Below are 26,321 nucleotides of genomic sequence, written 5' to 3'. Positions count from 1 at the left end.
TGGCAACAGTCAGGGCCCGGCTGTCAACCGCAAATAAAGAAGAGCAGTCAACTAACTGCTCTTTGCTACACCAATTTTATTTAATAATGTCTACTAGACATTATTAATAATTACCTTAGAAGCAAAATCGCGACTTTTAATCTCACGCATTTCGTTTAATTGAATGCCCTTTTTTGTTTCTTCAAGAATTTCTTCCACATGTCTGTCTCTTTCTTGGGACGTAAAGCTATAAGTTTCACTTTTTTCAAATTTTATATCTTTAAACTTAGGCGTCTTTTTGATCATATTATTGACCTCCTATTATCAAATTCATATTATACATGGGATAAGTATTTGAAAACTCCTTAGAGTAGAATGCCATCATATCAAAAATTTTATTTAGCGGCTCGTCAGGCAATCTATATCCAAGATATCCCGGATAGTGAATCGCTACCAGACTATTAGCATGTGAATATCTGGAAGCAGTTGCATCAATGATAATTTCTCCAAAAATCTGCCCCTGCTTAAATAGGCTATTTAAGGAAATTTCAGCAACCCAAATAAATTTAGGTAGCGGTAAGTGCGAATAAACCTTTGCCAATTCCTGTTCACTACAATTAATCGCCCGGAAATTTTTATAGGATCTGGAAGAAGTAAGAAATATCCTAACAACTAACGGATTATTCTCGGAATAGTTTTCACCTCCATTATCGTAGGATTGCAAAGATTTCTTTATACCGTATCCAGAGTTAAGTAATGTATTATATATAATAGTAGAAGCATCCCCTGCCTCTAAAAAAATCCTTTTGTATAAGGGAACTATAATACCTTCAACGTTGGTGTTATTAAATACAGATAAATTGGAGTAGTTTTGGACTTTAAATGGAATCTGATTGTCATCCATTATTACGTAATCGTCATATAAATCAGCCGAATTTATTATATCTAAATCATTTATTTTAATACTTGAGACGTTTTTTGTTTGATTCGAATGTCCTATACAAACAACTGCATGACGAATCTCTCTGCCATTTTCAAAACCTTTTATTACTACCGCAATAGGTAAACCCGACTCAATGTAATAATGAAATATTCTTTTGAAATCGTTTACTGGAAAAGCATTATCAACGTATATCCTCGGCGAAAAACCAAAGTCCTTTATTAAGGCTGAGATTTGGGAGTAACTTAAGCCTTTGGATGGCAAGATTCGTTCATAAGACTGTTTACCTAATACTTCTATTATGTTACTAGGGTAAATTATTTTGTAATCTGGATATCTTGTACCAAAATACTCCAGGATACTCCAAACTGTTGTTTCAGCACAGGTCATTGTCTCAGTATCTTGAGATGAAAAAGGAAAAGAATCCAAATATAATTTCGCCCCTAAAATAACTGCCGAAAAAGTCGTTGTTCTTACAAAGCATTTAGGTATTGCTAGTCTTTTGGGATCAACCATAGTTCTACCAATACTACCCGGTGATATTGGTTTAATTACTGTATATCCAATAAAGTTTTGCTGCAACTTAGAATGGCCTTCGACTAAAATAAAATCTTCGAAATCTATGTTGTCTCCCTCAAAAAAAGAAATCCTCTTACAGTTTCTAAACGTATCAAAATGTTTACTGGAAAAATAATTATAATAAGAATCCCGAAACACCTTGTCAACATAATAATTTTCAACGACAACTGTTATTGGCTTCGGCATCAGTCTAAACAATTCTATTAGTTTCTGTTTCCCTCTGTTATCAATGCCACCATCTATATAATCCAGAAACTGTTGTTCATCCTTTTGGTCGGAAATCACTAAAATATCAGAATTAAGTATTCTTTGATCAACCAACTTGAATCTCTCCCACTGACTTTTCAGAAAATTACATCACTATTTTAGTATAACTCAACGCAGCGACATTGTAAACATATATTTCCAACATTGGGTAGAAGAGTCAGGGAAACAAGTCAGAAACATCTCTTTGTAATATACGGTTTTGTTTCTACATTAGTACCAAAAAAGTACCAAAAATTTTCAATTCCAGGTCATTATTCGACATTAATTAAGCTTATTCCTCTAGAACTCAAGTCTTTATAATAAATAGTTTGTTACCTAAGGAAATATTGCAGGAATAATCTGGCATAATACGCCTCATAAACATAAAAACAACCGCCCCAAACCCGGTTCGGGTTTAGAGGCGGTTAGTTTCCGAAAATACCATACTAATAATTATAGCCTAATTGCCTTCAGACTCATAGGACTCCTTATATACCTGCCATTTATCCCCTGTCTTCATCAAGTAGTAATGTATCGGCATATCGGCCTCTACAGAGATATCGTCCTTCTGGAATGTGGCCAGACTGTCATAGACAACTTCAGCCCAGTATGAACTCTTATTAACTACCCGGCCCCGTGAGGCTATATGATAGCCGAGAAACTCTCCCTGTTTCATGGCATCTATCATCTTCAGGGTTTCCGGATCCGCCATGTATGCAGCCATCTCCCCTGTCAAATATGGCAGCAAACTTTCCACACCTGCAGAACTACCGTCATTCACCAATGACTCGATACCACTGCTTACCTCATCGGCCTGTGAAAGAAGCGTCTTATTATCCGGTACGGCGGACTTATCATTCATAAGATGCCTGTACAGCATTGCCATAACCTCAGCACGTTTGGCGCCCTGCCCGGGGGCAAACCTGCCATCGGGAAAACCTGTAATCAAACCCATCTCCGAAGCCTTTTGGATGCTCGGATAAGCCCAGTACCCGGTCGTTACATCAGGGAAAATACTTTCTTCTTCTGCAGGGGCGGCATCTTCTACAGCAGCGCTGTCATCCACAGCTGCGCTGTCATCAGTCGCGCTGTCATCTACATTGGCTGGCTGCTCACTATCTTCTGCACTCTGCTCTTCACTGTCATTTGCTGCCGGCTCTTCACTGTCATCGACTGCCGGCTCTTCAATATCAGCTTCAGCTTCACTCTCATTGACAGCCGACTCATCGGTTACAGCCCTGACAAGCATGGCTGCGATTTCCGCCCTGGAAATCTGTTTCCCTGCGCGGAAGGTACCGTCCGGATTCCCCATCACTATCCCATTTGCATATAGGGTGTTTACTGCGTTTTCCGCCCAGGAGGGAATCTGGTCATTAAACTGGGCCCTGGTGTCAACCGGCTCAAGATTCAGGGCTTCATAGAGTATTTTGGCAAACTCCGCCCTGGTAATGTCCTGGTAAGGTTTAGCTTTCTGGACCTCTATGTACCTTCCCGTATTCCGGTCATAAACCTTTTCTGCATACCCCTGGAGTATCCCCATGGCGATAAGCTCAGTCATTTCTTCATATGCCCAGTGTCTGGCACCGTTTTTATCTGTGAGGTCATAAAAATTCCCTGTAAGGTGATCTGTCCTGTTAGCCGTTACAGGTACATAAAAGAGAGAAACCAGTACTGCAACCATTAATGCAACTGCTGCCGCTTTTTTCATATGTACTTCCTCCAAATATTAATTACTTCGATTACTATTATTAAATTCTAAGGGTATTAAATTCTACGCACCCTAGAAATGTCCTGCTTTTGGAGGTTGTTTCTTTTCTGGTAATTAGTGGCCGGAGACACAGAAATGGCCATTATATTGCAGCGGGGTGTTATACAAGATTTCCTTTGTGCTGCCGCCTATGCGTCTAAGCTGCAAGGCCGTTAGAATGATGCATCCCCCGAAATGCACAGTAAGGAAGGGGTAGATATATTCCTCCGGGATGGCTACAACTCAGCCGGCTAGCCACTCGCACAGCTCGTGGGCCGGCTGACGTCAGACACATCCCTCCGGAACACATCTACCCCTTCCTCAATTATACTCGGGGACTGCATGCATAATCGTCCGGCCGCCTTGCAGCAAGACTCATAACGGCGGCACTGCAAAGGAAAAACATTATGAAACCCTGCTGCAATACCATGGTGGTTTCTGCGAATCTTCAACTACTTACCAGAAAATAATCCCCAGCTATTACCAGAAAAGAAACTCGATTATTTACCGGGAAAAAACCTTGATAACAGCACAGCAACCAGGAATCTGGGGAGCTGGAGCATCCTCCGGAAGCGGGATGGCTGCCTGACCAGCCGGTACAGCCACTCAACACCGGCATCCTGCACCCACTGGGGTGCCCTTTTAGCTGCCCCGGCAAAAACGTCAAAACTACCGCCAACCCCTATGCTTACCGGGATCCCGGCAGGCTCCACCCTTTCAGCAATCCACTTCTCCTGTTTGCCCATGCCAAGGGCTGCCAGCAGAATATCCGGCTTCTTGTTTTTAATATCCTTAATGATTTCGTTATCATCAGTAAAATAGCCATGCTGCGTCCCGACAATCTCAATACCAGGGTAAGAATTTCTAATGTTTTCCGCTGCCTTTTCCGCAACTCCGGGCTTTGCCCCCACAAAATAGAGTCTGTACTTCTTAGCGACGGCCTGTTTAAATAAGGCAGTTGTTAGATCAATCCCGGTAACCCGCTGTTTTAGGGGCTTGCCCAGCAGCCTGGCAGCAATAACTATCCCTATCCCATCAGCAGTCACCAGCAGGGCATCATCAAGACAAGCCTTAAAATCCGGATCCATTCTTGCCAGCATGACAATCTCCGGATTAGCGGTCACTACCAACCCGGGTTCCCCGTTTTTAACGTATTCCTCAATTTTCCTCAGAGCCTCAGCCAAATTTACGTTATCAATACCGACTCCGAGGACCAAAACCTGCTCTGTCCTGCGCATCTCATTATTACCCATTAACAACCGGGGTTGTGGCGCTGTTTGTTGTAGTTTCACTGCTAACCGGCTGGTCCTGTTCATCCACCGAAGAATCCTGCTGCGGACTGACAGGAATTGTCGGAGCAGCCGGGTCTACCGGCTGGGTTGTGCTGTTTCCCACCGGGTTAACAGGTTCAGGAAGCCCCTGAGGCGGCAGGTTCGGGTCAGTCTGGCCCGGCTGGCCGCCAGTACCTGCTCCGTTATTACCAGACCCCTGTACCGGATTGTCACCGGTTTCCTCTGGATTTCCCAATTCCCCGGTACCGGGTTCCCCTGTTGCAGAATCTCCATTCGCCGGGTCTTCCGTTTGCTGTGGTGATTCCTCAGGTTTCTTATTTTCCCGCGGCACGGTAATATCAGGTCCCGTAATAGTAGCCAGTTTCACTCCGCGGAACAGATCATTTAATACGATTTTGGCCTTTTCATCATCAGCCTTCCAGTAACTGACTCCCTTATAATTCAGGAAAGTTCCGGGCAGTGTTGCCGTGACTATACTGTCTGAATCCAGACTTGCCCCTGCTTTTGCCAGGAAAATGGCATCCTTGATACCCAAGTTGGTTTCCACAGCATCCATAAGCTGCGGCACCAGCTTTGGCAGCTTAATAATAGTCTTGGCCCTGAGCATTTCCCTGGTCAGGGAAGCTAAAAACTTTTGCTGGCGTTCTGCCCGGGTAATGTCACCCAGGGCATCATGCCGGTATCTCACATAACCCAGGGCGTCATCACCCATCAACCTCTGCTGTCCGGGCCTTAAATCGATATCCTCCTGAGGATAGTACATCCTCTTTTCCACTTCCAGGTCTACCCCGCCAAGGGTATCAACTATGTCCTTAAAACCTTCAAAATTTGTCTTTACATAATAGGGTATCTTGATGTCAAGCAGACCTTCAACGGTCTCTGTTGCCAGATCAGCTCCGCCAAAGGCATTGGCAGAATTAATTTTGTCTGTGCCATGCCCGGGTATTTCCACCATTGTGTCCCTGGGAATAGAAACCATGGCAATTTTCTTGGTATCCCGGTCAATGCTGACCAGGATCATCGAATCAGTCCTGGCATCTGCTTCACCGGGACGGGCATCAACTCCCAAAAGGAGTACATTTAACCTGTTAACCGGAAACTCCGCTTCATCCTGGGTAACGGTCTCTAAGCCGTCACTCTCTCCCAGACCTGAATCCCCAGCCAGGGTTGCTATAAATTTCCCCCCAAAGAATGAAATCGCAAAAACCAGCAATAAAGCCAGAATCTTTAAAGGAGAAGCCTTTCTGCGTTTGGCTGGCATCATCCCGCAATCACCTCAAATCACTCGAAATACTCACTGAATTGGTCCCTCAAATAATTTTACCGTAATTTACTATCACAATCAACACCAACTTACTGGAAATAGCTCTCCGGCAGACAGAGAAATAAACTTATGGTCCATTGTCGACCGGCAGGGTAAAATCAAGCTCCCACGGCTCAATATCCGGCGCGTCAGGGACAGTCCTTATCCTCAGGGCAACACCGGCGCCATCAGCCTCCGCCGGAATTGTTGCTCTGCCCCCCCTGGTAAAGTAGAGCATACCGTTAATTTCTATAAATCCTTCAAAGGGTATTTTGGTAGTTCTGTCCCTTACCTGAACGGTAACTAAGTTTTTCCTGCCGGGAGTTATCAATTTTGGAGCAACCCCAACAATCAGGTTACGACCTTCGTGTTTATATTTTCCGATATCCTGACCTTTAAGGGATACCTCCAGGTCATAATTTGATTGTTTCAGGTCATAGGCGCTGAGGGCAGCCGAGGTATATACAACCGCCTCCCATACACCTGCAGAAGGGAACCCGCCCACTGCCGCTGCCTCCGCCACATAACCTGCGGGGTTATTGCCGGCATAACCGGACTCACTGACTAATCGCCCTGATGGATTATAAAGATACACCATCGACCGGCCCCTGTTCTCGTCCACGGTAAGCTTAGCAGTAACCGCTTCCGCCCCTGGAGGTACCTTGAAGAAATATCTCTTAAACTGAGCGGCGTTTTGAACCCCGGAGTCTTTGAAACCATAAGAATTTTCCCGGGTTAGTTGATATGGATTGATTACTGTTGTAAGAACTTCCAACTCCTTATCATAGGTATCCGGATTATCACCCGAAATAAATGATGAGTATATACCCTTCTCCCGGGGGACATCAATAAATACTTCAACAGCACGTTTCTGTCCGGCAGGCAGGTTAACTCTTTCCTGGCCAGGACTGACCCATGACCCCCCTTCAAGGTCCAGGACAACAGACCTCTCTGATTTGTTTTCCAGGTATAGAGTGGTCATCCCCGGAAGGTGTTCCCTGAAAAATATTCCTCCATTGGTGCCCCCGCCGTCACCGGCAGTTGTTGCCGATATCAGGGGAGTGTCCTTCAGAGACAGGAGTTCAGCCCAGGCCCTGGTTAAATTCAGTACCCCATACCCCTGTTCAGCAACGGTATATTTAGGAATTACCCTGGCACCTGATTCCACCGCCCGTTTTACCAGGTGTGGTGAAATGTTCAGCTTTTTCTTTCGGGCTTCCTCCATTAATAAGGCAATTGCCCCTGATACGTGAGGAGCAGCCATACTTGTGCCTTCACTCAGGGAATACTGTACTCCGCCCCGGAGTGATACTGTCGACACGGCGCTGCCCGGGGCCACAATTGACGGCGCCATAACCCCATCCCGGCGGGGTCCGGCAGCGCTGAAAAACCACAGGTTTTCGTTAGGTACGTCCCAGCCATAATCTGTTTGCCACATTTCCGGGCTGCTGAAGGCTCCCACACTCAGGACAGCTTCCGCGTCACCGGGTGTGGCAACCGTTGTCAACCCGGGACCTTCGTTCCCCGCTGCGATGACAAAAACAACCCCAAATTTCTCCGTCAGGCTGTTCAGCAGATGTACCGGCACAGTACCGCCATCCTCGTCAGTTGAGGGAAAACCCATACTCAGGTTAATAATCCCGGCTCCTCGGGAAGCTGCATATGACATGGCCTCAACTATGGTACCCAGGTCACCGTAGCCGCCGGCATCAAGCACTTTAAGGGACATTAGCTGAGCGCCGGGAGCCACACCCTTAATCCTGCCGTTGGCGGCAGCTATTCCGGCCACATGTGTACCATGGTCACTTCCGTCAAAACCAATATTAATGGCAGCGCCCCCGGGGTCAATTTCAGTGATCACAAAATTAAACCTGTCCTTCCCGCCTGCCCCGTTAAAGCTGCCAAATTCCGGCTTCAGGGAAAAAACCCGGAGCTGTTTCTCGTCGGTTAAGTCATAATCATTATCAGTATCCACAAAAACGCTGTCATAAACACCTGCCTTCAGGGTATCGACAGCAATAACAGCAAAAACGTCACTGCTGCTGCCATTAAAGTTCATATCGAGACCTTGTTCATTCACATTCATGAAGTCAACTTCCCTGACGTATCCATACCGGATCTTCCCGCTCCGGGAAGTAATATCACCGATAAAATAGGGGGCATTAGCCAGGTTCAGGTTTTTGCCATCCCGGATAGCCACAGAACTGGTATCAATATCCCCTTCTCCGGTAAAATCCTTCCAATCGGTAATTTTTCTTTTATTATTCGAGGTAAGCTGGAGGTCGGGGTGTCCGGCATCAATGCCTGTATCAATTATGGCAATAACCTGATTCTTCCCGTCAGAGCCGGTAAAATTAACAAATTCAGGGGCGCTGATAGCTTTTTTGGTAACATTCAGACTCTGACCCGGGTTGGCACCAGCAACTGCCATGCCGTCTGCCGGAAGCCCTGATTCTTCTTCTACAGCCAGGTTCTCAACTCTGACCCTCCGGTCAGCAGTAATATCCTCAACCAGTCTATCCTGGCGCAGAGCCCTTAGTAACGGAGCGCTGACATCAGCTAACAGCAGATCAACCCGGCCGTCAACAAAGCTCACCCGTCCTCCCTGTTCAGCAATTACAGCGCTCAGCGTATCTGTCTCACCCGCTGCGGTCATGATTATCACTGAAGTCTCTTCGTTTTCTTCCTGTATAAATCTGATATATCCTTCCCGGTCCAGAATTACCGCCACATAATCTCCGGTTTTCAGTCCGGCAATATCTCCATCCACTCCGTCAATCCTGATCTCAGTATCAGGCCTGAAATGAAACGCTTCTGACTGCCCGTGAATATCAAGGGTCATCAGGCGGGAGGATTTGTCAACCGACTGGATACTGCCATAAAAAGTAAATTCCGCGCCCATCTCCCTGAGTACCTTTTCAATTAGCGCTGCGGTTTCTCCCCTGGTGGCATTACGGTCCGGACCAAAACTCCCATCAGGATATCCGTTGATCAGACCATAGCCGTAGGCAATCTTCACTGCATCATAAGCCCATTGGGGAATTTGATCACTGTCGGTAAAGACCTCCCCGGGTTCCTTCAGACCGTTCCCTGCCGCCAGGTCAAGAGCCCTTACCAGGATAGCAGTAATTTCCACCCGGCGGATTTTGGCCTCAGGCTTGAAGGTACCGTCAGAATAGCCCTGAATCAAACCCTTTTCCCTGGCCACTAAAATGCTGCCTGATGCCCAGTAACCTGTACCAACATCAGTGTACCCGCTAGACATGCCGCGGGCAGTCCCGGCCTCACCGGCAAGTCCCAGAGCCCTGACAATCATGGCCGCAAACTCAGCCCTGGTAACTCCAGCCTGGGGGTTAAACCTTCCCTCATAGCCGTTGACAATATCCAGGGCAGCCAGGCGCAAAACAGAATCCCTGGCCCAGTAGCCGGAAATATCGCTGAAAGAAACTGCAAGCGCAGGAACAACACTATATAAAATCAAACTAAAAATTACTGCTGCTGTAACAACAGATTTGGCAAAAGGTCTCAGAAACATTAATTCTCCCCCTACAGGTACTCCTCCATATTTAGACGACGAAGTTCTTCTAAAAGTTCCCTGACCCGGTCAGTTTCATTTTTATGACAGACAAAAGTTACATCATCAGTTTCCACAATGACCAAGTCTTTGACGCCAATTAGGGCAACCATGCGCCCGCTGGAGTCAATAATACTGTTTTCTGTGTTCAGGGAGACCACTTTCCCACGGAACATGTTGCCATTATTGTCAGTCCCGAAAACGCGTTCCAGAGACATCCAGGTACCCACATCATCCCAATGAAATTCACCTGGTACGGTGTAAACCCGGTCTGCCTTTTCCATAATGCCGTAGTCTATGGAAATCTTATCTAAACAGGGGTAAATCCTCTGCAGCACTTCCTCGTATTTCTCTGTACCGAGATAACTGCATATTTGCTGCAGCCCTGCATATATCCCGGGAAGGTGGTTACTAAATTCGTCAAGGACAGCAGAGGCCTGCCACACAAAAATGCCCGCATTCCAGAGATACCCGCCATCCTGGAGATACAACTGCGCCCTGACCGGATCGGGTTTTTCAACAAAACTGTCAACCCGATAAACAGTCTTTCCATCTGCTGTTGAACTTGGTTTCCCTACCCGTAAATATCCATAACCGGTCTCCGGCCTGTCGGGCCTGATTCCGACGGTAACCAGCCCACCAGTCTCTTCTGCCAGCCCGGCAGCTACCTCCAGGGCTCCGACAAATTCATTTTCACCTGTTATCAGATGGTCAGCAGGAAGGACTGCCATTATGGCTCCGGGCTGCCGCTGCTCCAGGGTAACTGCAGCCAGTCCGATACAGGGTGCGGTGTTCCTTCCCTCAGGTTCGATGATAATATTTTCCTGTGGCAGCTCGGGAAGGCATTCTTTGGTAACCTCCCGGTACTCAGCCCCGGTAACGACAAAAATGCGTTCCGGAGGAACCAGCTTCAGCGCCCTGTTATAAGTAAGGTACAGCATACTGCCCTTTCCCGTCAGGTCAGCAAATTGTTTGGGCCTGCCAACCCTGCTGCGGGGCCAGAAGCGTTCCCCCCTGCCCCCCGCCATAATCACAATACTGATTTTATGTGATACCTGCTGTTTTTGTTTCACTTAATCAGTCTTCTCCTTTAGTTATGTTTCACTTTATCAGTTTTCTCCTTAAGTAAGGTTTCACCTTTAGCTGCCTTCTTATTTTTGGTAAATCATATTAGTTCTTCGACAGATGATGCCATTTTTCCTGCGTCGGGAATTGTTACCGGAACTGCAAGGTTCTGTCATTGAGCGCGCTGCCTGCTCCGGAACCATTAAGCTGTGATGAAGATAGGGGCAGATGGTTTCCGGAACGCGGGGTCTGTCCGCCGTCCGGGAATACATCTACCCCTATTTAGGTTAAAATCAGCGTCAGAAATATGAAACCCCTTTCACCTTACTGCCCTTCAGGGGCGATAAGGCCGTTCATAATGATATCCAGGGCCGGTTCGATTAAAGCTTTGGCATTTTCATGCTCTTCAGAAAATATAAGCGGCGAAAACATGGCTCCAAGCGCTCCCATAAAAACCAGGGCAACTGCCCGGGAATCAATTTTCCGGAATTCCCCTCTGTCAATGCCTTCATCAATTATCCGTTTCAGCATTTCAAGCTTTCGGGCCCGGTACTCCCACATCCATTTGCGGAAATCCTCATTAAAGTACGTATGTTCCGTCATGGTGACTTTCGCCAGGTCCTTATAATTGCTGACAAACCTCAGGTGAAGCAGGGCAATTCGGGACAGTTTCTCTTTAGAGGACAGGTCAGGACTGATATCGTCAATCAGGCTGTCCAGGTAAAACCGAATCCCGGCTTTAAACATCTCCTGAAACAGTTCCGTTTTACTGGAAAAATACTCGTATACCGTACCTTTCCCAACATCGGCCAGTTGGGCTATTTCCTCAACCCTGGCCTCATGAAACCCCTTCCGGGAAAACACCTTGACTGCTGCTCTAATAATTTTGATCCGCTTATCTTTTTCAGCCGGGCGGTCCATTGTTTCACCTGCTTTCTGAAATCCTGCCTGCCTTTATCGGGGACATTCTCTGCTTAGGGTGTGAATAGCTGGTATTTAAACTGGCTCTTGGTTAAGTTATAATCATAAATAGTATTTGTCAGGTTTTGTTCAGCCGTCTCCAGATCTATGGCTGCGTTTCTGGCATCCAGAGCGGTAGCCAGTCCGGCTTCATATTTTAGCATGAAGACCCGCGCATTTTCCCTGGCTTTTTCCACTTCCTTGGTCTGCCAATCAATCATTTTCTCCAGGCTGAACAGGGTCAGGTAACTTTTCCGGACAGAGGCCGTTGTATCAACTTCTTCCTTGCGTACACTCGCCTCAGCGCTCTTTTTATCAATTTCAGCGGTCTCATAAACAGTTACACCCTGGTTATAAAACTTTTTAGTCACATCAGACTTTACCTGATTAAGCTCCAGGGTCTTTCTGGCTGACAGAATGCCCATATTATCTTCCAAGGCTTGGGTAATAGTTTCCTGCAGGTTTATGGAATCCCCGGCCTTTTCCACGGCAAACTTTGAGGTTAGTTTCAGCGGTGTATCCAGGTCCAGTCCGATAATGCGGTTCAAATCCAACACAGAGGTCCGGTAGGTGTTTTCAGCACGGGTTACAGCGGCCTGGTAACCGGCTACGGCAGCTTCAGCAGTGGTGACATCCAGTTTTGCCTTTGTGCCCACTTTAAAGGCCGTTTGGGCTATTTTCAGCTGGTCCTGGAAGTATTTCAGGCCAGCCCGCTCTATCTCCAGGCCTTTCTCAGCCTTGAGGACATCATAATAGGCCTTTTCCACATCCAGCTTCAATTTCTTTTCATTTACATCCTGCCTTTTTTCCGCCAGTACCAGGGCAACTTCCTTTGCCTTGGGGTTGAACCACCTTAGCAACCCAACTTCATACGTAAGATAATAGTGCTCTCTGTCCCTTTTTTCTTTCTTTTCATGTGTTTTTGCTGTTGCCTTGGCGCCATCATGCTCAATCTGGGCTTTCTCAACTGCCAGGCTCTCTATCTCCATATCCGGATTGTTCTGCATGGCCAATTCGGTAGCTTCCTCCAGGCTGATGGTCTTAACCTCCGGTCCATCGACACCAACTGCATAGTTGATTCCGAAAGCCGATAGCATGAGGACAGAAACCAGGAACCCTAAAAATAGTTTTTTCGTCAATATCTGCCTTAACATTGGCTCTCCCCCTTAATTATCATTATTTTTACTGCTGTCGGTATCATTTGCATTTGTGACGGTCACCTTAGTCTTGTCTGCAAGTGAGTGTTGGCCTTCTGTGACGAATTTTTCACCCTCTGACAGCCCATTCACAATCTCTGTCATTTTATCTGTCTCAATCCCGGTCTCCACCTGGCGCTGTTCCACGGCGCCGCCCTTTACCACATAGATTACCTTCCCGGAATCCCTGGTTACAAGGGCTTCTTTGGGAATTACCACAACACCTTCCCTGCTTTTGGTTATCAGTTCAATTTCAGCAAACATCCCCGGTTTAAGCTTGCGGTCTGTATTATCTATCTCAATCTTAACAGAATATCCCTTTGTCTGGGGATTGGCCACAGGGCTCAGCAGCTTTACCTTTCCCGTGAAACTGCCTCCGGTCGCATCTACCCTGACAATCACCTCTTGCCCCTCTTTAACCAGGGCAATATCGCTTTCTGCTATCGTCCCTTCAACAAATACCGTGTCAATATTGACTACACTCATTACCGGTGCAGACGATCCGGCCATCTCACCGGGGTCAATCTGCCTGGTGGCAACTTCACCATCTATGGGTGAAGTTATCGCGGCATCTGCAATCTGCTGTCTGATGCCGTCAACCTGATTCATGGCAGTTTCCGCTACCGGCTGGCTCATAGCATCCTTTGCGAGGTTATACTGCAGTTCGGCCTGTTCCAGCTGCTGCTGGGATACAGCCCCTTCCTGAAACAGGGACTTCATACGTTCATAATTTGCTTTAGCATTGTTATGGCTAAGTACGGCTTGGTCATGGGTCAGCTTTGCATTAGTAAGACCATTTATCGCGGCAGTAAGCTGTATCTCGAGGTCAGTAGTATCGGTTTTCAGCAGCAGGTCACCCTTTTTCACTTTGGAACCGATATCCACCGATACCTGGGCAACCCTTCCGCCAATCTTGGGAACGATTATTACTTCAGAGGACGGGGCAACCTTTCCGGTTATCACCGTCTTTGCCGAAATATTGTCCTTCGTGGCCTCCATTGCCGTAACCGGTACAGCTTTGTCCTCACCTGCGGCCTTATTGTCTTTGCTCCCGCATCCGACAGCTAAAATTAAAGCGAAGGCCATCAGCAGTAAGACCGGAAGTCTGACCACCCTGTTATAGACCATAATATTCCCCTCCATTAATTTTCCGACCGACGGGTCAGTCTAAAATCAGTATACCTCTGTGCCCTATATTTGTCAATAAGGAGCCGGCGAAAACGTGTGGCCAAAACGCAAAAACCGGACAGGTTGTCCCTGCCCGGTAAGTAACAGCTACTTCTTCTTTTTTCGGGAATACCACGCCCCGCCTGCACCGGCAGCCAGAAGCACAACTAAAAAGATAACCCAGACTGTTATTCCGTCAATATTATCGGAACCATAGACAGGCGTGTCAGGAGATTTCCCTTCCATGATGTTTTCCACATTTTGCATCCGTTTTGAGGTAACGCCAAGCCACTCTTGCATTAACGAACTCAGACCGGCCTTTCGCCCTCTATCGGCCAAATCCTGAAGTTCATCAAATTTGCCGCTGTCTTTGTAGGCTTGGGTCAAATAATAAAAATACAAACCCTTAAATACGGTCTGGTCTTCAGATAATTGCAGCTTGTCAGGGTCTACAGCCTTCAGGTCATCAATAACTGCCGGATAATCCTTTTGCCCCAAATCAACGGCGGCAGTAGCAAAACTCAGGTATTCCCTCTGTTCGGCATTAAAGCCCTGCTTCCCGGACAAGGGTTTCAGCTTGGCAGCAGCTTCTTTGAAGTTTCTGGCTGCTAATAGACTTACCGCTTCATCCAGGGCTTTTTTGTCTTCGCCCTTAAAATATTTAGCGTAAGCTGTCCTCAGGGAATTGTCCAGTCTGATTATATAGCTCTCTTCCCCTTCGGTCGTTCCAGAGTCAGGACTATTAACAGAAGAATCCCAGACAACTGAAGCCGGATTCAGTTTGTACCCTTCTGGCTGTAATTCTGTTACCTCAGCAGGCGAGAACGGTCCCAAATCCATAACTGTCCGGACACTCTTCAGGTTTGGCGACGGGCTGGGCTCTGCTGCAGGAAGATACTGAATCTGAACACTGCTGCCAAAAGGTATCTTATCAATTGAATAAATCAGTCTGATTTCGACGACAGTTTTGGCCTTGGCCGGAACTTCCCAGGTCATCCAGGCCCCTTTCAGCTCTTTTCCGGAAATGGTTTTTGACTTTTCCGCGGTTTTCGCCTTCTGGAGACTTCCTCCGGCAACAAATTTCACATTTTCCGGTTTTAACTCAGTGTCAAACCCGGTAGAAAGCTTTTTTAATGACTCAGGCAGTCCCAACAACACCACGACATCTTCCCCGGTGTTCTGAAAGCGGTACAGCCCGGTAAGCTTAACACTTTTACCGTTATTGGTAATAACAGTCTGCTTCCCCGCCAGTTGAAGCCCCTTAACATCATTTAATACCTGCGGGTCAATCAGGCTGACTTCCTGATTATTCTGGGCAGCCCATGACCAGGAGGGCAGCAGTAAAAAAATGATTAGACTTATACATAGATACCTGCGCATAATCATACCTCCGAAGTTTAATTTATATCAGATAATGAGATAAGTATAAAGGAGTTCCACATATAAAGATAGCAAAAAGTCTGGTCAATTACAATACAGAATAATTTGCCTTACAGCCGCTTTTTGCTCATTTCCACTTCCTGTCCCCAAACCCCGCCGGGTGATTCAGGTGCCATTTCCAGGCTGTATCCACAATGGTATCAATACCCGTAAACTGCGGTTTCCACCCCAACTCCTTTTTTATCCTGTCAGACCCGGCAACCAGCACGGCAGGATCGCCTGCCCGCCGCTCATCTTCCACAACAGTTATCTCCCGTCCGGTCACCCTGAGCGCTGCATCGATTACCTGCCTGACGGAAAAGCCTTCTCCATTGCCCAGGTTAAAGATATTGGCGGCGTTTTCCCGGGCCAGGTACTCCAGGGCCAGGACATGGGCATTGGCCAGGTCTGTTACATGGATGTAGTCCCTGACACACGTCCCGTCAGGCGTGGGATAATCAGTCCCGAAGATCTTAATGCTGTCCCGCTGACCCAGGGCAGCCTGCAGCACCAGGGGAATCAGGTGGGTCTCAGGGTCATGGTCTTCACCTATTTCTCCCGAAAGGTGCGCCCCGGCGGCATTAAAATAGCGCAGGCTGATATAATTTAATCCATAGGCCCGGTCAAAGCTCTTGAGAATCTCTTCTATCATCAGCTTGGACAGGCCGTAATTATTAGTCGGCGTCTTAGCGTCGTTTTCCGTAATCGGCCAGTGTTCAGGTTCGCCGTAGACGGCAGCGGTTGATGAAAAAATCACCTTGTTGATTTTATGCTGCACCATGGCCTCAAATAAGGCCAGGCTGCCTGCTGTGTTATTCCTGAAATACGGCGCCGGGTCAGCCATAGACTCCCCCACCAGGCTGAAGGCGGCAAAATGTATGACCGCTTCGATACCATAACGCCGCAGGATATCATCCACCAGCGCCCGGTCAGCAATGTCCCCCTGTTCCAGGGAAATGCCTGCAGGCACCGCGCCAACATGCCCCTTGCACAGGTTGTCCAGAATGACAACCTCATGTTTATTCCGCATCAATTCCCTCACTGTATGGCTGCCTATATATCCGGCGCCGCCGGTGACGAGTACGCGCAAGGTAAAAACCTCCTTTGACAAGAATAAGTTGAATGCTCCCTTACTCAGAGTAATCTTCAAACAGCTTCCCCCAGCGGCCCTGTGCCCGCAAATGCGCCATCCTTTTTCTGCCCTTCACAGGCCACCAGAAGTAATCATGATATAAAAACGACCCCAAAATGAACAAATACACCAGGGGTGTATGGAAAAACAAATGCTGCAGCCGGCGCAGAGGCCCAAACCAGAGCAGCCTGCCTACCCCTGATGCCGGATTGGCATCGGCGCTGAATCCGAACTTTACCCCTTCGATATCTGCCCCGATTACTTCAATTTCCTTAGGGCTGCCAATTCCAAGGCCGCGTTCATGGGCAATCCGGATATATGGTATCTTCATTGGGTCAAACCCCATCATTTTGGCTGTGATGGCATCTATGGCTACCTGGTCAGCGCCGGCCAGGATATAATCCTTCTCAATCGGGTTCATAGTGCGCGGCCCGGAACCGCTGCCGCAGACAGTGCCATCTATCACTGCAAATATTCCGGAGTGAATCTCCTGCTGGATCATCAGGAGGTCAACCAGGGCTTTATGGATATCACTGTGGGCATAATGCCTTTTAGTATTCAGCAACCCTCCAAAGGCATTTTTCATAGCCCCGGTTGTGGTGGTATAGGCATGGCATTTGACTGTGGGCAGATGCACTATATTTTTACCTATGAAATAATCAGGAATATATATGCCTTCCGGAAATATCCTGTCCAGAGCGAGCATTTCGCCCCTTGGTTCATACCTCACCCAATTCATATCCGCAGTTCTGAAATTATACCGGACAGGGATGCCGTACTTCTGCAGCAAAGGCTGATACTTGTTCAATTTTTCCCCCTTAAAGGGGTTAGTAACCACTGTTTTGTTACGCACACAGGTAAGCTGAGAAAAACCCTGTTCCCGAAGTCCCTTAATAACCCCTTCCAGCTGCCACGGCGTAGTGTTAGCGCTGAGGTAGGGAAAATGCCAGGAAATGTTATCTTTGAGAATTGTTGTTCTCCCGGGGTCAAGAGTTTGGCTGACCGCAGCCATTTTTAACAACCTGACATAGTCGTCAAGCACTGTTTCCGGATTGGTTTTTAATACAAAAACCCTGCTCATCGGTCTCCCGCCTTTATGTATAAAAATGATTCTCTATGTATAAATGTTTCTCTATGTATAAATAATTATCAGCAAACTGAGAACCCAGCATAACACCGTTAGATACAGGGGCCTGTCCCCCAGCAGCGCGGTTTCCGGGCTGCCCCCCAGATGCCCGTGGTATGTCAGGTACCGGTATCTGAATATACCGAAGGCCACCAGAGGTACGGTTCCCACAAGGTATTCTGAGTGATTCTGGCTGACCGTATACAGTGAATAGCCCAAAATGGTGGCCAAAGCGGCAGCATGGATCAATACGTCAAGCGTCCCGGGCCTGTATTGGCAAAGGCTCTGCCGGCACAGCCGGGAAACATTGTCATAAAGCAATTCATGCCTGCGCTTGGCCAATGCCAGGAACAGCGCCAGGAGAAAGGTACATACCAGCAGCCATGGGGAAATGCTGACACTAATGGCCACTGCTCCGGCAGCAGCCCTGATGATAAAACCTGCAGCAATTATAAGCACATCAATTATGGCAATATTCTTCAGAAAAAGGCTGTACCCCAGAGTAAGAGCAAAGTAGTTTACTGCCAGAAAGCCCAGCCCGGTGTTAATCAGAAAAGCTCCCGAAATAGCCGTCACAGCAATTATACAAGCAGAAACCGCCCCAAAACCGGTACTCAGCATACCTGCTGCCAGAGGGCGGTTTTTCTTTTCCGGGTGGACCCTGTCTCCTTCCATATCTGCCAGGTCGTTAATTATATATACAGAGCCGGACAACAGACAAAAAACAATAAAGACAGACAAGGCTTTAAGAAAATAGCCGCTGACAAACAGCTTTTCAGAGAAAATTACCCCGGCAAAAATAATCAGGTTCTTGGTCCACTGAACCGGACGCATGGTTTTAATTGTCATGGTCGTTTGCAGGGCGCTAATATGCATTTCTGTTAACCAATCCCTTTACAACAGTTAACAGCATTATCTTGATATCGAACAATAAATCCCAGTTTTCAATGTAATAGACATCACACTCAATGCGTTTTTCTATCGAGGTATCCCCCCGCCAGCCGTTGACCTGAGCCCATCCGGTGATACCCGGCTTCACCTGGTGTTTAACCATGTATTTAGGAACTTCGTCCCTGAACTGCTCCACGAAAAAGGGACGCTCCGGCCTTGGCCCGACAACACTCATGTCCCCCAGCAGGACATTGAAAAACTGCGGCAGCTCATCAAGGCTGGTTTTCCGGATGAAGGCCCCGAACCAAGTCCTGCGCGGGTCATCTGCAGTCGTCCATCCGGTATCTGAGGATGAATCCTCAGCAACACGCATGGAGCGAAATTTATACATATTGAAGGGCCTGTTGTTCAGCCCCACCCGCTCCTGCTTAAAGAGGATGGGCCCGCGGGAGGTCAGGGCAACTCCGGCTGTTATGATTACCATCAGCGGCAGGGTAATTATTATTGCCGTCAGAGATACCACAACATCAAACAGTCTTTTAATAAACCTGTTAAAGGGATCATCCAGGGGGACGTGGCGGATATTGAGCAGGGGGATTTCATCAAATTCCTCCACCTTGGGCCGCCCCGGGAGATAGTCGAAGTAGTCCGGGATAATGCGCACCCTTACTCCGGCTTTTTCACACACATTCACAATACCGTGGTATTTTTGATAAGCGCTCAGGGGCAAAGCAATAATAACCTCATCCACGCTCTTGGAAGCAAGCAGTTCCGGCAGTATGGCGCAGTCCCCCAAAACCTTACGGCTGAGGACCTCACTGCCCTTCTTATCCCTATCGTCATCCAAAAACCCCACTACATTGTAGCCAAATTCTTTGTGGGCCATGGCCTTTTGGGCAAATTCCAGCCCTACCGTCCCAGCTCCCACAATCAGCAAATGTTTCTGGTTATAGCCGATGGAACGCAGGTAACGCAGCACCCGGCGCATGATGAAACGGTCCATGAGTATCAGCGCCAGTGAAACAACCCCAAAGGTAAACAGCACTACCCGGGAGTAAATGTACATTTTGGTCAGGTAAAGCAGGCCATAAATAAGTATCATCCCTACTGCATGAGACCGCATGACCAGCAGCATTTCCTTACGGAGCATCCGGCTCCGCATGGGTGAATATACTTCCATAAAGAAGTATACCGTGAGCACCAGGGGAATCATCCATAAGGGAGCTTTAAGGTACAGGTAGTCCATCTGGCTGATCGGATAGAATCCCCACTTAAAGACATAAGCGGCAAAATATGATGTTGTCAGCACAAGCCCGTCAAGGGCAAATATTATCAGGTTGAAAAACCGCTGGTACTTTTTAAGCAAAGCTATCTCCCCCAAAAACAACTATCTGCCATTTTTTATAAAATCCCTGTATCTATTTTCAACAAAAATATAAATGCGTTTTTTAAATAATTCCCGGTCAAAACTGAGAGCATGCTGACGGATTAACCCGGTTTGGTATCTGCCCGGGTCAAACCCGGTGACAACCTCAGCCAGGGCATCTGCCGTCTGGGACTGAAAAAACTCTCCCGTTACTCCGGAAACGACAGTTTCCAGACAGCCGCCTGCGCCATAGGCAATAACGGGCCTGCCGGCAGCCTGGGCCTCCACCGGAGTTATGCCAAAGTCCTCTTCCCCGGGAAAAATGAAGGCCTTGCACTCCGCATATAGTTTCTTCATTTCGGCATCAGAAACCCGGCCCAGAAACTCCACACTGGGTCCGGCTATCTCCTCCAGTCTCTTCCGCTCCGGGCCGTCTCCGGCTATTTTGAGGGGTAACCCCAACCGGGTGAAGGCTGCGACGGCAAGGTCAATCCTCTTGTAAGGTATCAAACGGGAAACAATGAAATAGTAATCCCCGATTTCATCAGCAGGAGTAAAATACTCAGTATCCACCGGCGGGTAAATTACCGTTGTTTCCCTGCGGTAATGCTTCCTGATCCGCCCGGCCACATTGCCGGAGTTGGCTATGAAATAGTCAACCCGGTCAGCAGAAAGCCTGTCCCACATGCGAATATAGTTCATCAGCCAGGGGATCAGCATTTTCTTGACCCGGCCCACCCCCGGCCCGTTCAGGTACTCATGGTAGAAATCCCAGGCATAACGCATGGGTGTATGGCAGTAAGTGATGTGCAGGGTATTGGCCCCTGTGAGCACACCTTTAGCCACTGCATGGCTGCTGCTGAGGACCACATCATAGCCGCTGAGGTCAAACTGTTCAACTGCAGTAGGCATCAGCGGCAGGTAAGACTGGTAGGCAGTCCTGCCCCGCGGCAGTTTCTGGATAAAGGAGGTCCGGATATCCATGTTATGAAAGGCCGAATCAACCTTATCCGGATTGTACACAGTGGTATATATAGGGGCATCGGGGAATAGCTCCTTAAAGGCCAGGACAACTTTTTCGGAACCGCCCATGTTGGCCAGCCATTCGTGGACTATGGCAACTTTCATAGCTGATGTCCGCCCCCCTTCAGAACTTCTTCATAAACCTCCAGGGTCTGCCTGGCGGTATCCTCCCAGGAAAACTTTGCTGCCTGTACCAGGCCTTTTTCTCTCATCTGGCTGTATAAACTCTCATCTTGCAGAACCCTTTCAATAGCAGCGGTCAGTTCCCCGGGACTGTAAGGGTCAACCAAAATGGCAGCCTCTCCGGCTACTTCCGGCAATGAGGACCGGTTTGAAGTGACAACAGGGGTCCCACAGGCCATTGCCTCCAGCGGCGGAAGGCCAAAACCCTCATAAAGCGAAGGGAAAACAAAGAGTCCGGCCAGGTTATACAAAACAGGAAGATCGTCCTCGGCTACAGCACCGGCAAATACTACCCTGCCTGTCAGCCCCATGTCTGCTGCCAGGCCGCTCAGCTGTCTGTCGGCCGCCCCGGTCAATACCAGACTGCAATCTGTCCTGACTTTGGAAAATGCCGCTATCAGCCGCTCCACATTTTTATGTGGCTTCCTATTCCCTACATATAAAACAAACTCAGGGGGAAGCTTGTACCTGCGCCTGACACCTTCCAGGACACCAGGTTTATCAATCACTTTAAATGCACTATCAATACCGTTATATGTTACAATCATTTTTTCGGGCGAAACGCCTAAAAATTTTATGATTTCATTGCGGGAAAACTGGGATACTGTCAGTACTTTTTGAGCCTTCTGGACTGAAGGCCTGACAATATGCCTGTAGTATAGCTGATGTATCCTGCCGTAATATTGGGGAAATACCATGTGGTTCACATCGTGAACTGTCATGATCAGCCTGCAGGGACAAAACAGGGGGGCTATAAACGACGGGCTGTGAAAAAGATCTGCCTTTAACCTCCTTAATACGCGAGGCAGTTCCACCTGTTCAGCCACAGAGATAAACTTTGAACCAATACGTTCCAGCCGGCAGTTGGACCTGCCTGCCGCAAATTCTGCCAGGGAGTCACCGCCGGTCAGCAGGATATATTCATTTTCCTGGTCTATACGGGTCAGCCGGTCTGCCAGATTATAGGTGTACCTCGCTATACCGTGCATGGCTTCTGTTATCATCCTGGCATCAATAACTATCCGCATAATTAAATCCTCACAACCCAACTGTTTCTAAATTCCAAATTCACCACCGAATGTCCCAGGCCTAGCAGAAACCAGAAAACAAACCCAGTTGGCGGCAGGCTCAGCGGGCCTTCTATAAATGCCTGGCACAAAAATGCCGCCAGACCGCAGAATACCCCGGCTGCCAGGCCGGTTAAGATATTAATCCGAGCAAGTCCGTTTCTTAGATATTGAAAAATAACGAAAAGTGACCGGCCAACTACAGCGGCAAAAAGCAATACACCTGCCAGACCGGTGAAAATATAGGAAGTGAAATACATATTTTCAGTATAAAGATCCCAAAAACTCTTAACCTTTTTGGCCCCCTCCCCGGCAAACCCAAATCCAAAGAGTCTGGATACAACTTTTCCCGGTTCAATTAAATTGTTGTTTTCTTCCGCCCCGGCTTGAGAAACAGGCTCAGAAACAAGGCTGCTGACAGTAACCATCCGCTCTATCCGCCCGTTCATTGATGGGTCGAAGAACGACATAATCATCCTTGTTCTCATAAAAGGGCTGGGCAGAGTCACAGCAAACATCAGCAGCACCAGGAAAACCAAGATTATCTTATTCCTTCTGTCCCGCTGCATTAAAAAAAGCATCCCGGCGCCGATTAGAGCGCCAAAGAGAGCACTGCGGGCAAGGGTAAAAGGAATTATGGCAAAAGCCAGGACTGTGGCGGTCCCATATATGATTTTATCATTCAGGTCCCTGGCGTGCAGAAATGCTGCCGTTATCGGAAACATAAGCATTACCAGGACAGCGCCAAACAAGTTCCCATTCTGATATGTGGAAGTTACTTTGTGAACAGTTTCTGAAAATCCGGGTAAACCAACAAGGTTCTTTTTCTGGTAAAATACATCGGGAATCCCGGCATCAGAAAATGACATGGTAATTCCCGGGATGATAGTTTCATAATGGCCGAAGAGCTTCTGGGCAGCTCCATAGAGAACAATGACAATAACAGAAACTGCCAGCACTCTCATCAGGATATCCAAGCGCCTCCTGTTGGTAACCAGAGCCTGTGTCACCGGTTTAACCCAATAATAAACCGCCAGTGAAACAAAGAGCGGCATTACTGTCTTAACATAGGCAGTAATGTTTCCTGCAGAAAATGCCCATGGTATCAGCAGGACCAGACTCATGTACAGCAGGTATACCCTATCAGTAATGGGAATTTCCAGCCGTACCCTCTTAGAAATCACCCATAAAATCAATATCCCTAGGAGCATGTTAGCTGCCGTAAGGGGGATTCCGTTTATGGTATCACCGGCTTTGGGGAATACCAGCATAAAGGCAGCCACTACCACAAAAAACCTGTATAAGTTCTTGTCAGTTTGAGCGTACATGAGCAAACACAACCTTAAGATGATTATTGTATCTCAGATAATTATTGTATCGATTTGCCCCAAAAAACCCTGATAACTCCGATGATCCTTTTGGAATCACCGGATACATCCTTACCGGCAATCAGGCCGCAGAGTTTAAGTTTCATCAACAGGGCCAGATGTTTACCCACCTGAATCACCCGCAGCAGGTTAAGCTCCGCCCTGCCCCTGTGTTTGCAGTAGTACCGGAGCTGGCTCTCCTTGTATATCACCGAGATATTCTGCTGTTTGGGAGCGCTCCCTCCCAGCAGGTGAACCACCCTAGCTCCGGGATAATAAATGACTCGCCACCCACAGCTATTTATCCGCCGGCACCAGTCAACATCTTCAAAATACATAAAAAACTCTTCATCCAAAAGCCCGGCCTGTTGAGCCGCCTCCCGGCGCACCATCAGACACGCCCCGGTCACCCAATCTACCGGATGTTCCTCCCGGTAATCTGCCGCAATCTTACCATAGAAAGGCGCTATTTTCCCGGAAAACATAAAATTGAGGGCCTTCTGATGAAATTCAGTGACAATTGTGGGAAATTTCCCGTGTGAGAGCTGTAATGAATGGTCACCGTTTAACAGCATACAGCCCAGGACTCCGGTATCAGGATGTGCCTCCATATAATTAACCATATTGTCAAATGAATCCCTGTCAATTACCAGAGTATCGCTGTTGAGCAGCAAAATATATTTTCCCCGGCATTGATTGATGGCTTTATTGTTGGCTGCGGCAAACCCCAGGTTGTCCCCATTAGCGATAACCCTGACCTGTGGGTACTCCTCTGCAAGCATCTCCAGGCTGCCATCAGTGGAGCCGTTATCAGATACAATGACTTCACATTGCACCCCGGGCTTATTGGCATACAGGGATTCCAGGCAGTCTCGCAGGAGTTCTCCTGTATTATAATTCACCAGAATAATTGACAGATCCATATCATCACCCAGCTTACTGCCTGTAGTATTTCCGTTTCTGAAACCTTTTCTTGAAATCAATAACCGCTTTCATGTTGTGTCTTTCCAGAAACTTATGAATCCTTCGTTTGGCCAGTTTAAAAAACATATCATAATAGGCCGTAACAGGAGAAAGACCGTGGTTGATTACAATTTTCCTGTTTTCTATAATGGCATCCCTGTCCCGGGTACAGCTTATTCCGCCGGTACGCTGGTTGGCCAGTATCCTGTCAATATATTGGAATCTCACTCCTGTTTTATACAACCGGAGCATTAAATCGTAATCTGCAACAATCCTGTACCGGTCACTAAACAGGCCGTGTTTCTCATAGGTGCTTTTCCTGACAAAACAGGTAGGATGCAGAATGGTCATATCATGCCAGATATTTTTAAAACCAGGGTCAGGTTTGTATAAAAATATTTTATCCCCTTCAGGGGAGCACATCATCAGGTTACCGTGAAATACCTCTCCCTCAGGGCGCTTAAGAGCTTCCGTGACTACCGTTTCCACGGTATCCGGCTCATACCAGTCGTCAGAATTGATAATGCCGATAAATTCACCGGTACTCATTTTGATCCCCTTATTCATGGCATCATAAATACCCTTATCAGGTTCGCTTATCCACCTGGCAATGTTTTTCCCGTATTTCCTGATAATGTCCGGTGTCCTGTCGGTGGAACCGCCGTCAATGATTACATACTCAATATTTGGGTATGTCTGATTGATTACACTCCTGATGGTATCTTCCAAATGCCTCTCACTGTTTAAAGTCACTGTGATTATAGAGACCAGAGGCTGTTGATTGTTCTGCATCTTATCCTCCCTGTGACTTAAACCACTCATAAGCCATTCTTAATCCATCCTCAAGCTGAGTCCCTGCCTCCCAGCCCAGTGACCGCATCCGGGATACATCCAGAAGTTTTCGGGGCGTACCATCAGGTTTCTCAGTATTAAACCTTAATTCGCCATAATAGCCCACAACACCTTTGATAAGTTCAGCCAGTTCCCTGATGGTCAGGTCCTGTCCTGTGCCAATATTGACAAATGAACCGATCTCTTTGTAAGAGTAATTTTCCATAAGGAAAATACAGGCATCGGCCAGATCATCAACATAAAGAAATTCCCTCCTGGGGCTGCCTGTACCCCATATTTCGACAACAGGCCTGGCTGCGATTTTGGCCTCATGGAGCCTGCGTATCAGAGCCGGAAGCACATGGGAGTTCTCTGGGTCAAAGCTGTCATTGGGGCCATAGAGATTTGTGGGCATTACAGATATATAGTTAGTCCCGTACTGCCGGTTGTAGGATTCACACATTTTGATCCCGGCAATCTTGGCGATGGCATAAGGCTCATTGGTGGGTTCCAGCAGTCCGGTAAGCAGGTGCTCCTCTTTCATGGGCTGGGGGGCAAACTTGGGATAAATACAGGAACTCCCCAGGAAGAGCAATTTTCTGACCCTATGCCGGTAAGCAGCATGGATTATATTAGCCTCAATGACCAGATTGTCATAAATAAACTCAGCCGGGTAGGTATTGTTGGCATAGATGCCGCCAACTTTGGCAGCAGCAAGGAAAACGAATTCCGGCCCCTCATGGGCAAAGAATTCCTCAACTGCAACCTGGTTTCTTAAGTCGAGTTCAGCGCTTGTCCGGCACACCAGGTTGTGATAACCGGATTTTTCAAGTTTTCTTTTGATGGCCGAACCAACGAGTCCGTTATGGCCGGCTATATAGATTTTGGATTGTTTTTGCATGTGA

Annotated in this window: 21 protein-coding genes; all 21 read right to left on the bottom strand. The window is 47.6% G+C overall.

Annotated features, from left to right (window positions below; all coding sequences use genetic code 11):
* Positions 1-93: 93 nt before the first annotated feature.
* Positions 94-285 carry a hypothetical protein gene (locus tag Ga0451573_RS15575; protein ID WP_231685069.1) on the bottom strand — a complete coding sequence of 64 codons (192 nt, stop codon included), beginning with the start codon at positions 283-285 and terminating at the stop codon, positions 94-96.
* Between the two features lies 1 nt (position 286).
* Positions 287-1,819, bottom strand: coding sequence for a hypothetical protein (locus tag Ga0451573_RS15570; protein ID WP_231685068.1), 1,533 nt, complete (start codon positions 1,817-1,819; stop codon positions 287-289).
* A gap of 385 nt (positions 1,820-2,204) precedes the next feature.
* Entirely contained in the window at positions 2,205-3,452 is a 1,248-nt protein-coding gene (locus Ga0451573_RS15565; RefSeq protein ID WP_231685067.1) for an S-layer homology domain-containing protein, read from the bottom strand.
* A gap of 539 nt (positions 3,453-3,991) precedes the next feature.
* Positions 3,992-4,783 carry a WecB/TagA/CpsF family glycosyltransferase gene (locus Ga0451573_RS15560; RefSeq protein WP_231685066.1) on the bottom strand — a complete coding sequence of 264 codons (792 nt, stop codon included), beginning with the start codon at positions 4,781-4,783 and terminating at the stop codon, positions 3,992-3,994.
* Complete coding sequence (locus Ga0451573_RS15555) at positions 4,737-6,047, bottom strand: LCP family protein (RefSeq protein ID WP_231685064.1); 1,311 nt, start codon at positions 6,045-6,047, stop codon at positions 4,737-4,739. The genes Ga0451573_RS15560 and Ga0451573_RS15555 overlap by 47 nt, the downstream gene beginning before the upstream one ends.
* Positions 6,048-6,174: 127 nt before the next feature.
* Positions 6,175-9,621, bottom strand: a complete 3,447-nt coding sequence (locus tag Ga0451573_RS15550; protein ID WP_231685063.1) for a S8 family serine peptidase — start codon at positions 9,619-9,621, stop codon at positions 6,175-6,177.
* An 11-nt stretch (positions 9,622-9,632) separates the two neighbouring features.
* Positions 9,633-10,733, bottom strand: a complete 1,101-nt coding sequence (locus tag Ga0451573_RS15545) for a mannose-1-phosphate guanylyltransferase (protein ID WP_231685062.1) — start codon at positions 10,731-10,733, stop codon at positions 9,633-9,635.
* Positions 10,734-11,049: 316 nt separating this feature from the next.
* Positions 11,050-11,646 carry a TetR/AcrR family transcriptional regulator gene (locus Ga0451573_RS15540; protein WP_231685061.1) on the bottom strand — a complete coding sequence of 199 codons (597 nt, stop codon included), beginning with the start codon at positions 11,644-11,646 and terminating at the stop codon, positions 11,050-11,052.
* Between the two features lie 53 nt (positions 11,647-11,699).
* Entirely contained in the window at positions 11,700-12,839 is a 1,140-nt protein-coding gene (locus Ga0451573_RS15535; protein ID WP_231685060.1) for a TolC family protein, read from the bottom strand.
* A 12-nt stretch (positions 12,840-12,851) separates the two neighbouring features.
* Positions 12,852-14,009 (bottom strand): efflux RND transporter periplasmic adaptor subunit, encoded by a 1,158-nt coding sequence (locus Ga0451573_RS15530; RefSeq protein ID WP_231685059.1) that lies wholly within the window; start codon positions 14,007-14,009, stop codon positions 12,852-12,854.
* A gap of 147 nt (positions 14,010-14,156) precedes the next feature.
* Entirely contained in the window at positions 14,157-15,428 is a 1,272-nt protein-coding gene (locus Ga0451573_RS15525; RefSeq protein ID WP_231685058.1) for a hypothetical protein, read from the bottom strand.
* A 127-nt stretch (positions 15,429-15,555) separates the two neighbouring features.
* The gene (gene galE / locus Ga0451573_RS15520) at positions 15,556-16,557 is read right to left on the bottom strand and encodes a UDP-glucose 4-epimerase GalE (RefSeq protein WP_231685057.1); all 1,002 of its coding nucleotides are present in this window, start codon (positions 16,555-16,557) and stop codon (positions 15,556-15,558) included.
* A 40-nt stretch (positions 16,558-16,597) separates the two neighbouring features.
* Complete coding sequence (locus Ga0451573_RS15515; RefSeq protein ID WP_231685056.1) at positions 16,598-17,680, bottom strand: DUF362 domain-containing protein; 1,083 nt, start codon at positions 17,678-17,680, stop codon at positions 16,598-16,600.
* Positions 17,681-17,731: 51 nt separating this feature from the next.
* Positions 17,732-18,601: a decaprenyl-phosphate phosphoribosyltransferase gene (locus Ga0451573_RS15510; RefSeq protein WP_231685055.1), complete on the bottom strand. Its 870-nt coding sequence runs from the start codon at positions 18,599-18,601 to the stop codon at positions 17,732-17,734.
* Positions 18,591-19,982, bottom strand: coding sequence for an undecaprenyl-phosphate glucose phosphotransferase (locus Ga0451573_RS15505; RefSeq protein WP_231685054.1), 1,392 nt, complete (start codon positions 19,980-19,982; stop codon positions 18,591-18,593). The genes Ga0451573_RS15510 and Ga0451573_RS15505 overlap by 11 nt, the downstream gene beginning before the upstream one ends.
* Before the next feature lie 21 nt (positions 19,983-20,003).
* Positions 20,004-21,110, bottom strand: a complete 1,107-nt coding sequence (locus tag Ga0451573_RS15500) for a glycosyltransferase (protein WP_231685053.1) — start codon at positions 21,108-21,110, stop codon at positions 20,004-20,006.
* Positions 21,107-22,216: a glycosyltransferase family 4 protein gene (locus Ga0451573_RS15495; RefSeq protein WP_231685052.1), complete on the bottom strand. Its 1,110-nt coding sequence runs from the start codon at positions 22,214-22,216 to the stop codon at positions 21,107-21,109. Before Ga0451573_RS15495 ends, Ga0451573_RS15500 begins: the two co-directional genes overlap by 4 nt.
* Before the next feature lie 2 nt (positions 22,217-22,218).
* Positions 22,219-23,583 (bottom strand): O-antigen ligase family protein, encoded by a 1,365-nt coding sequence (locus Ga0451573_RS15490; RefSeq protein ID WP_231685050.1) that lies wholly within the window; start codon positions 23,581-23,583, stop codon positions 22,219-22,221.
* A 41-nt stretch (positions 23,584-23,624) separates the two neighbouring features.
* Complete coding sequence (locus tag Ga0451573_RS15485; RefSeq protein WP_231685049.1) at positions 23,625-24,545, bottom strand: glycosyltransferase family 2 protein; 921 nt, start codon at positions 24,543-24,545, stop codon at positions 23,625-23,627.
* Positions 24,546-24,558: 13 nt separating this feature from the next.
* On the bottom strand, positions 24,559-25,377 hold the full coding sequence (locus Ga0451573_RS15480; protein ID WP_231685048.1) for a glycosyltransferase family 2 protein: 819 nt from the start codon (positions 25,375-25,377) through the stop codon (positions 24,559-24,561).
* A gap of 1 nt (position 25,378) precedes the next feature.
* Complete coding sequence (gene fcl, locus Ga0451573_RS15475; RefSeq protein ID WP_231685047.1) at positions 25,379-26,317, bottom strand: GDP-L-fucose synthase; 939 nt, start codon at positions 26,315-26,317, stop codon at positions 25,379-25,381.
* Positions 26,318-26,321 lie beyond the last annotated feature (4 nt).

The organism is Phosphitispora fastidiosa (assembly GCF_019008365.1).
In the GTDB taxonomy this organism is placed as follows: Bacteria; Bacillota; Thermincolia; order Thermincolales; family UBA2595; genus Phosphitispora; species Phosphitispora fastidiosa.
This window is presented reverse-complemented; position numbering and strand designations above follow the sequence as displayed.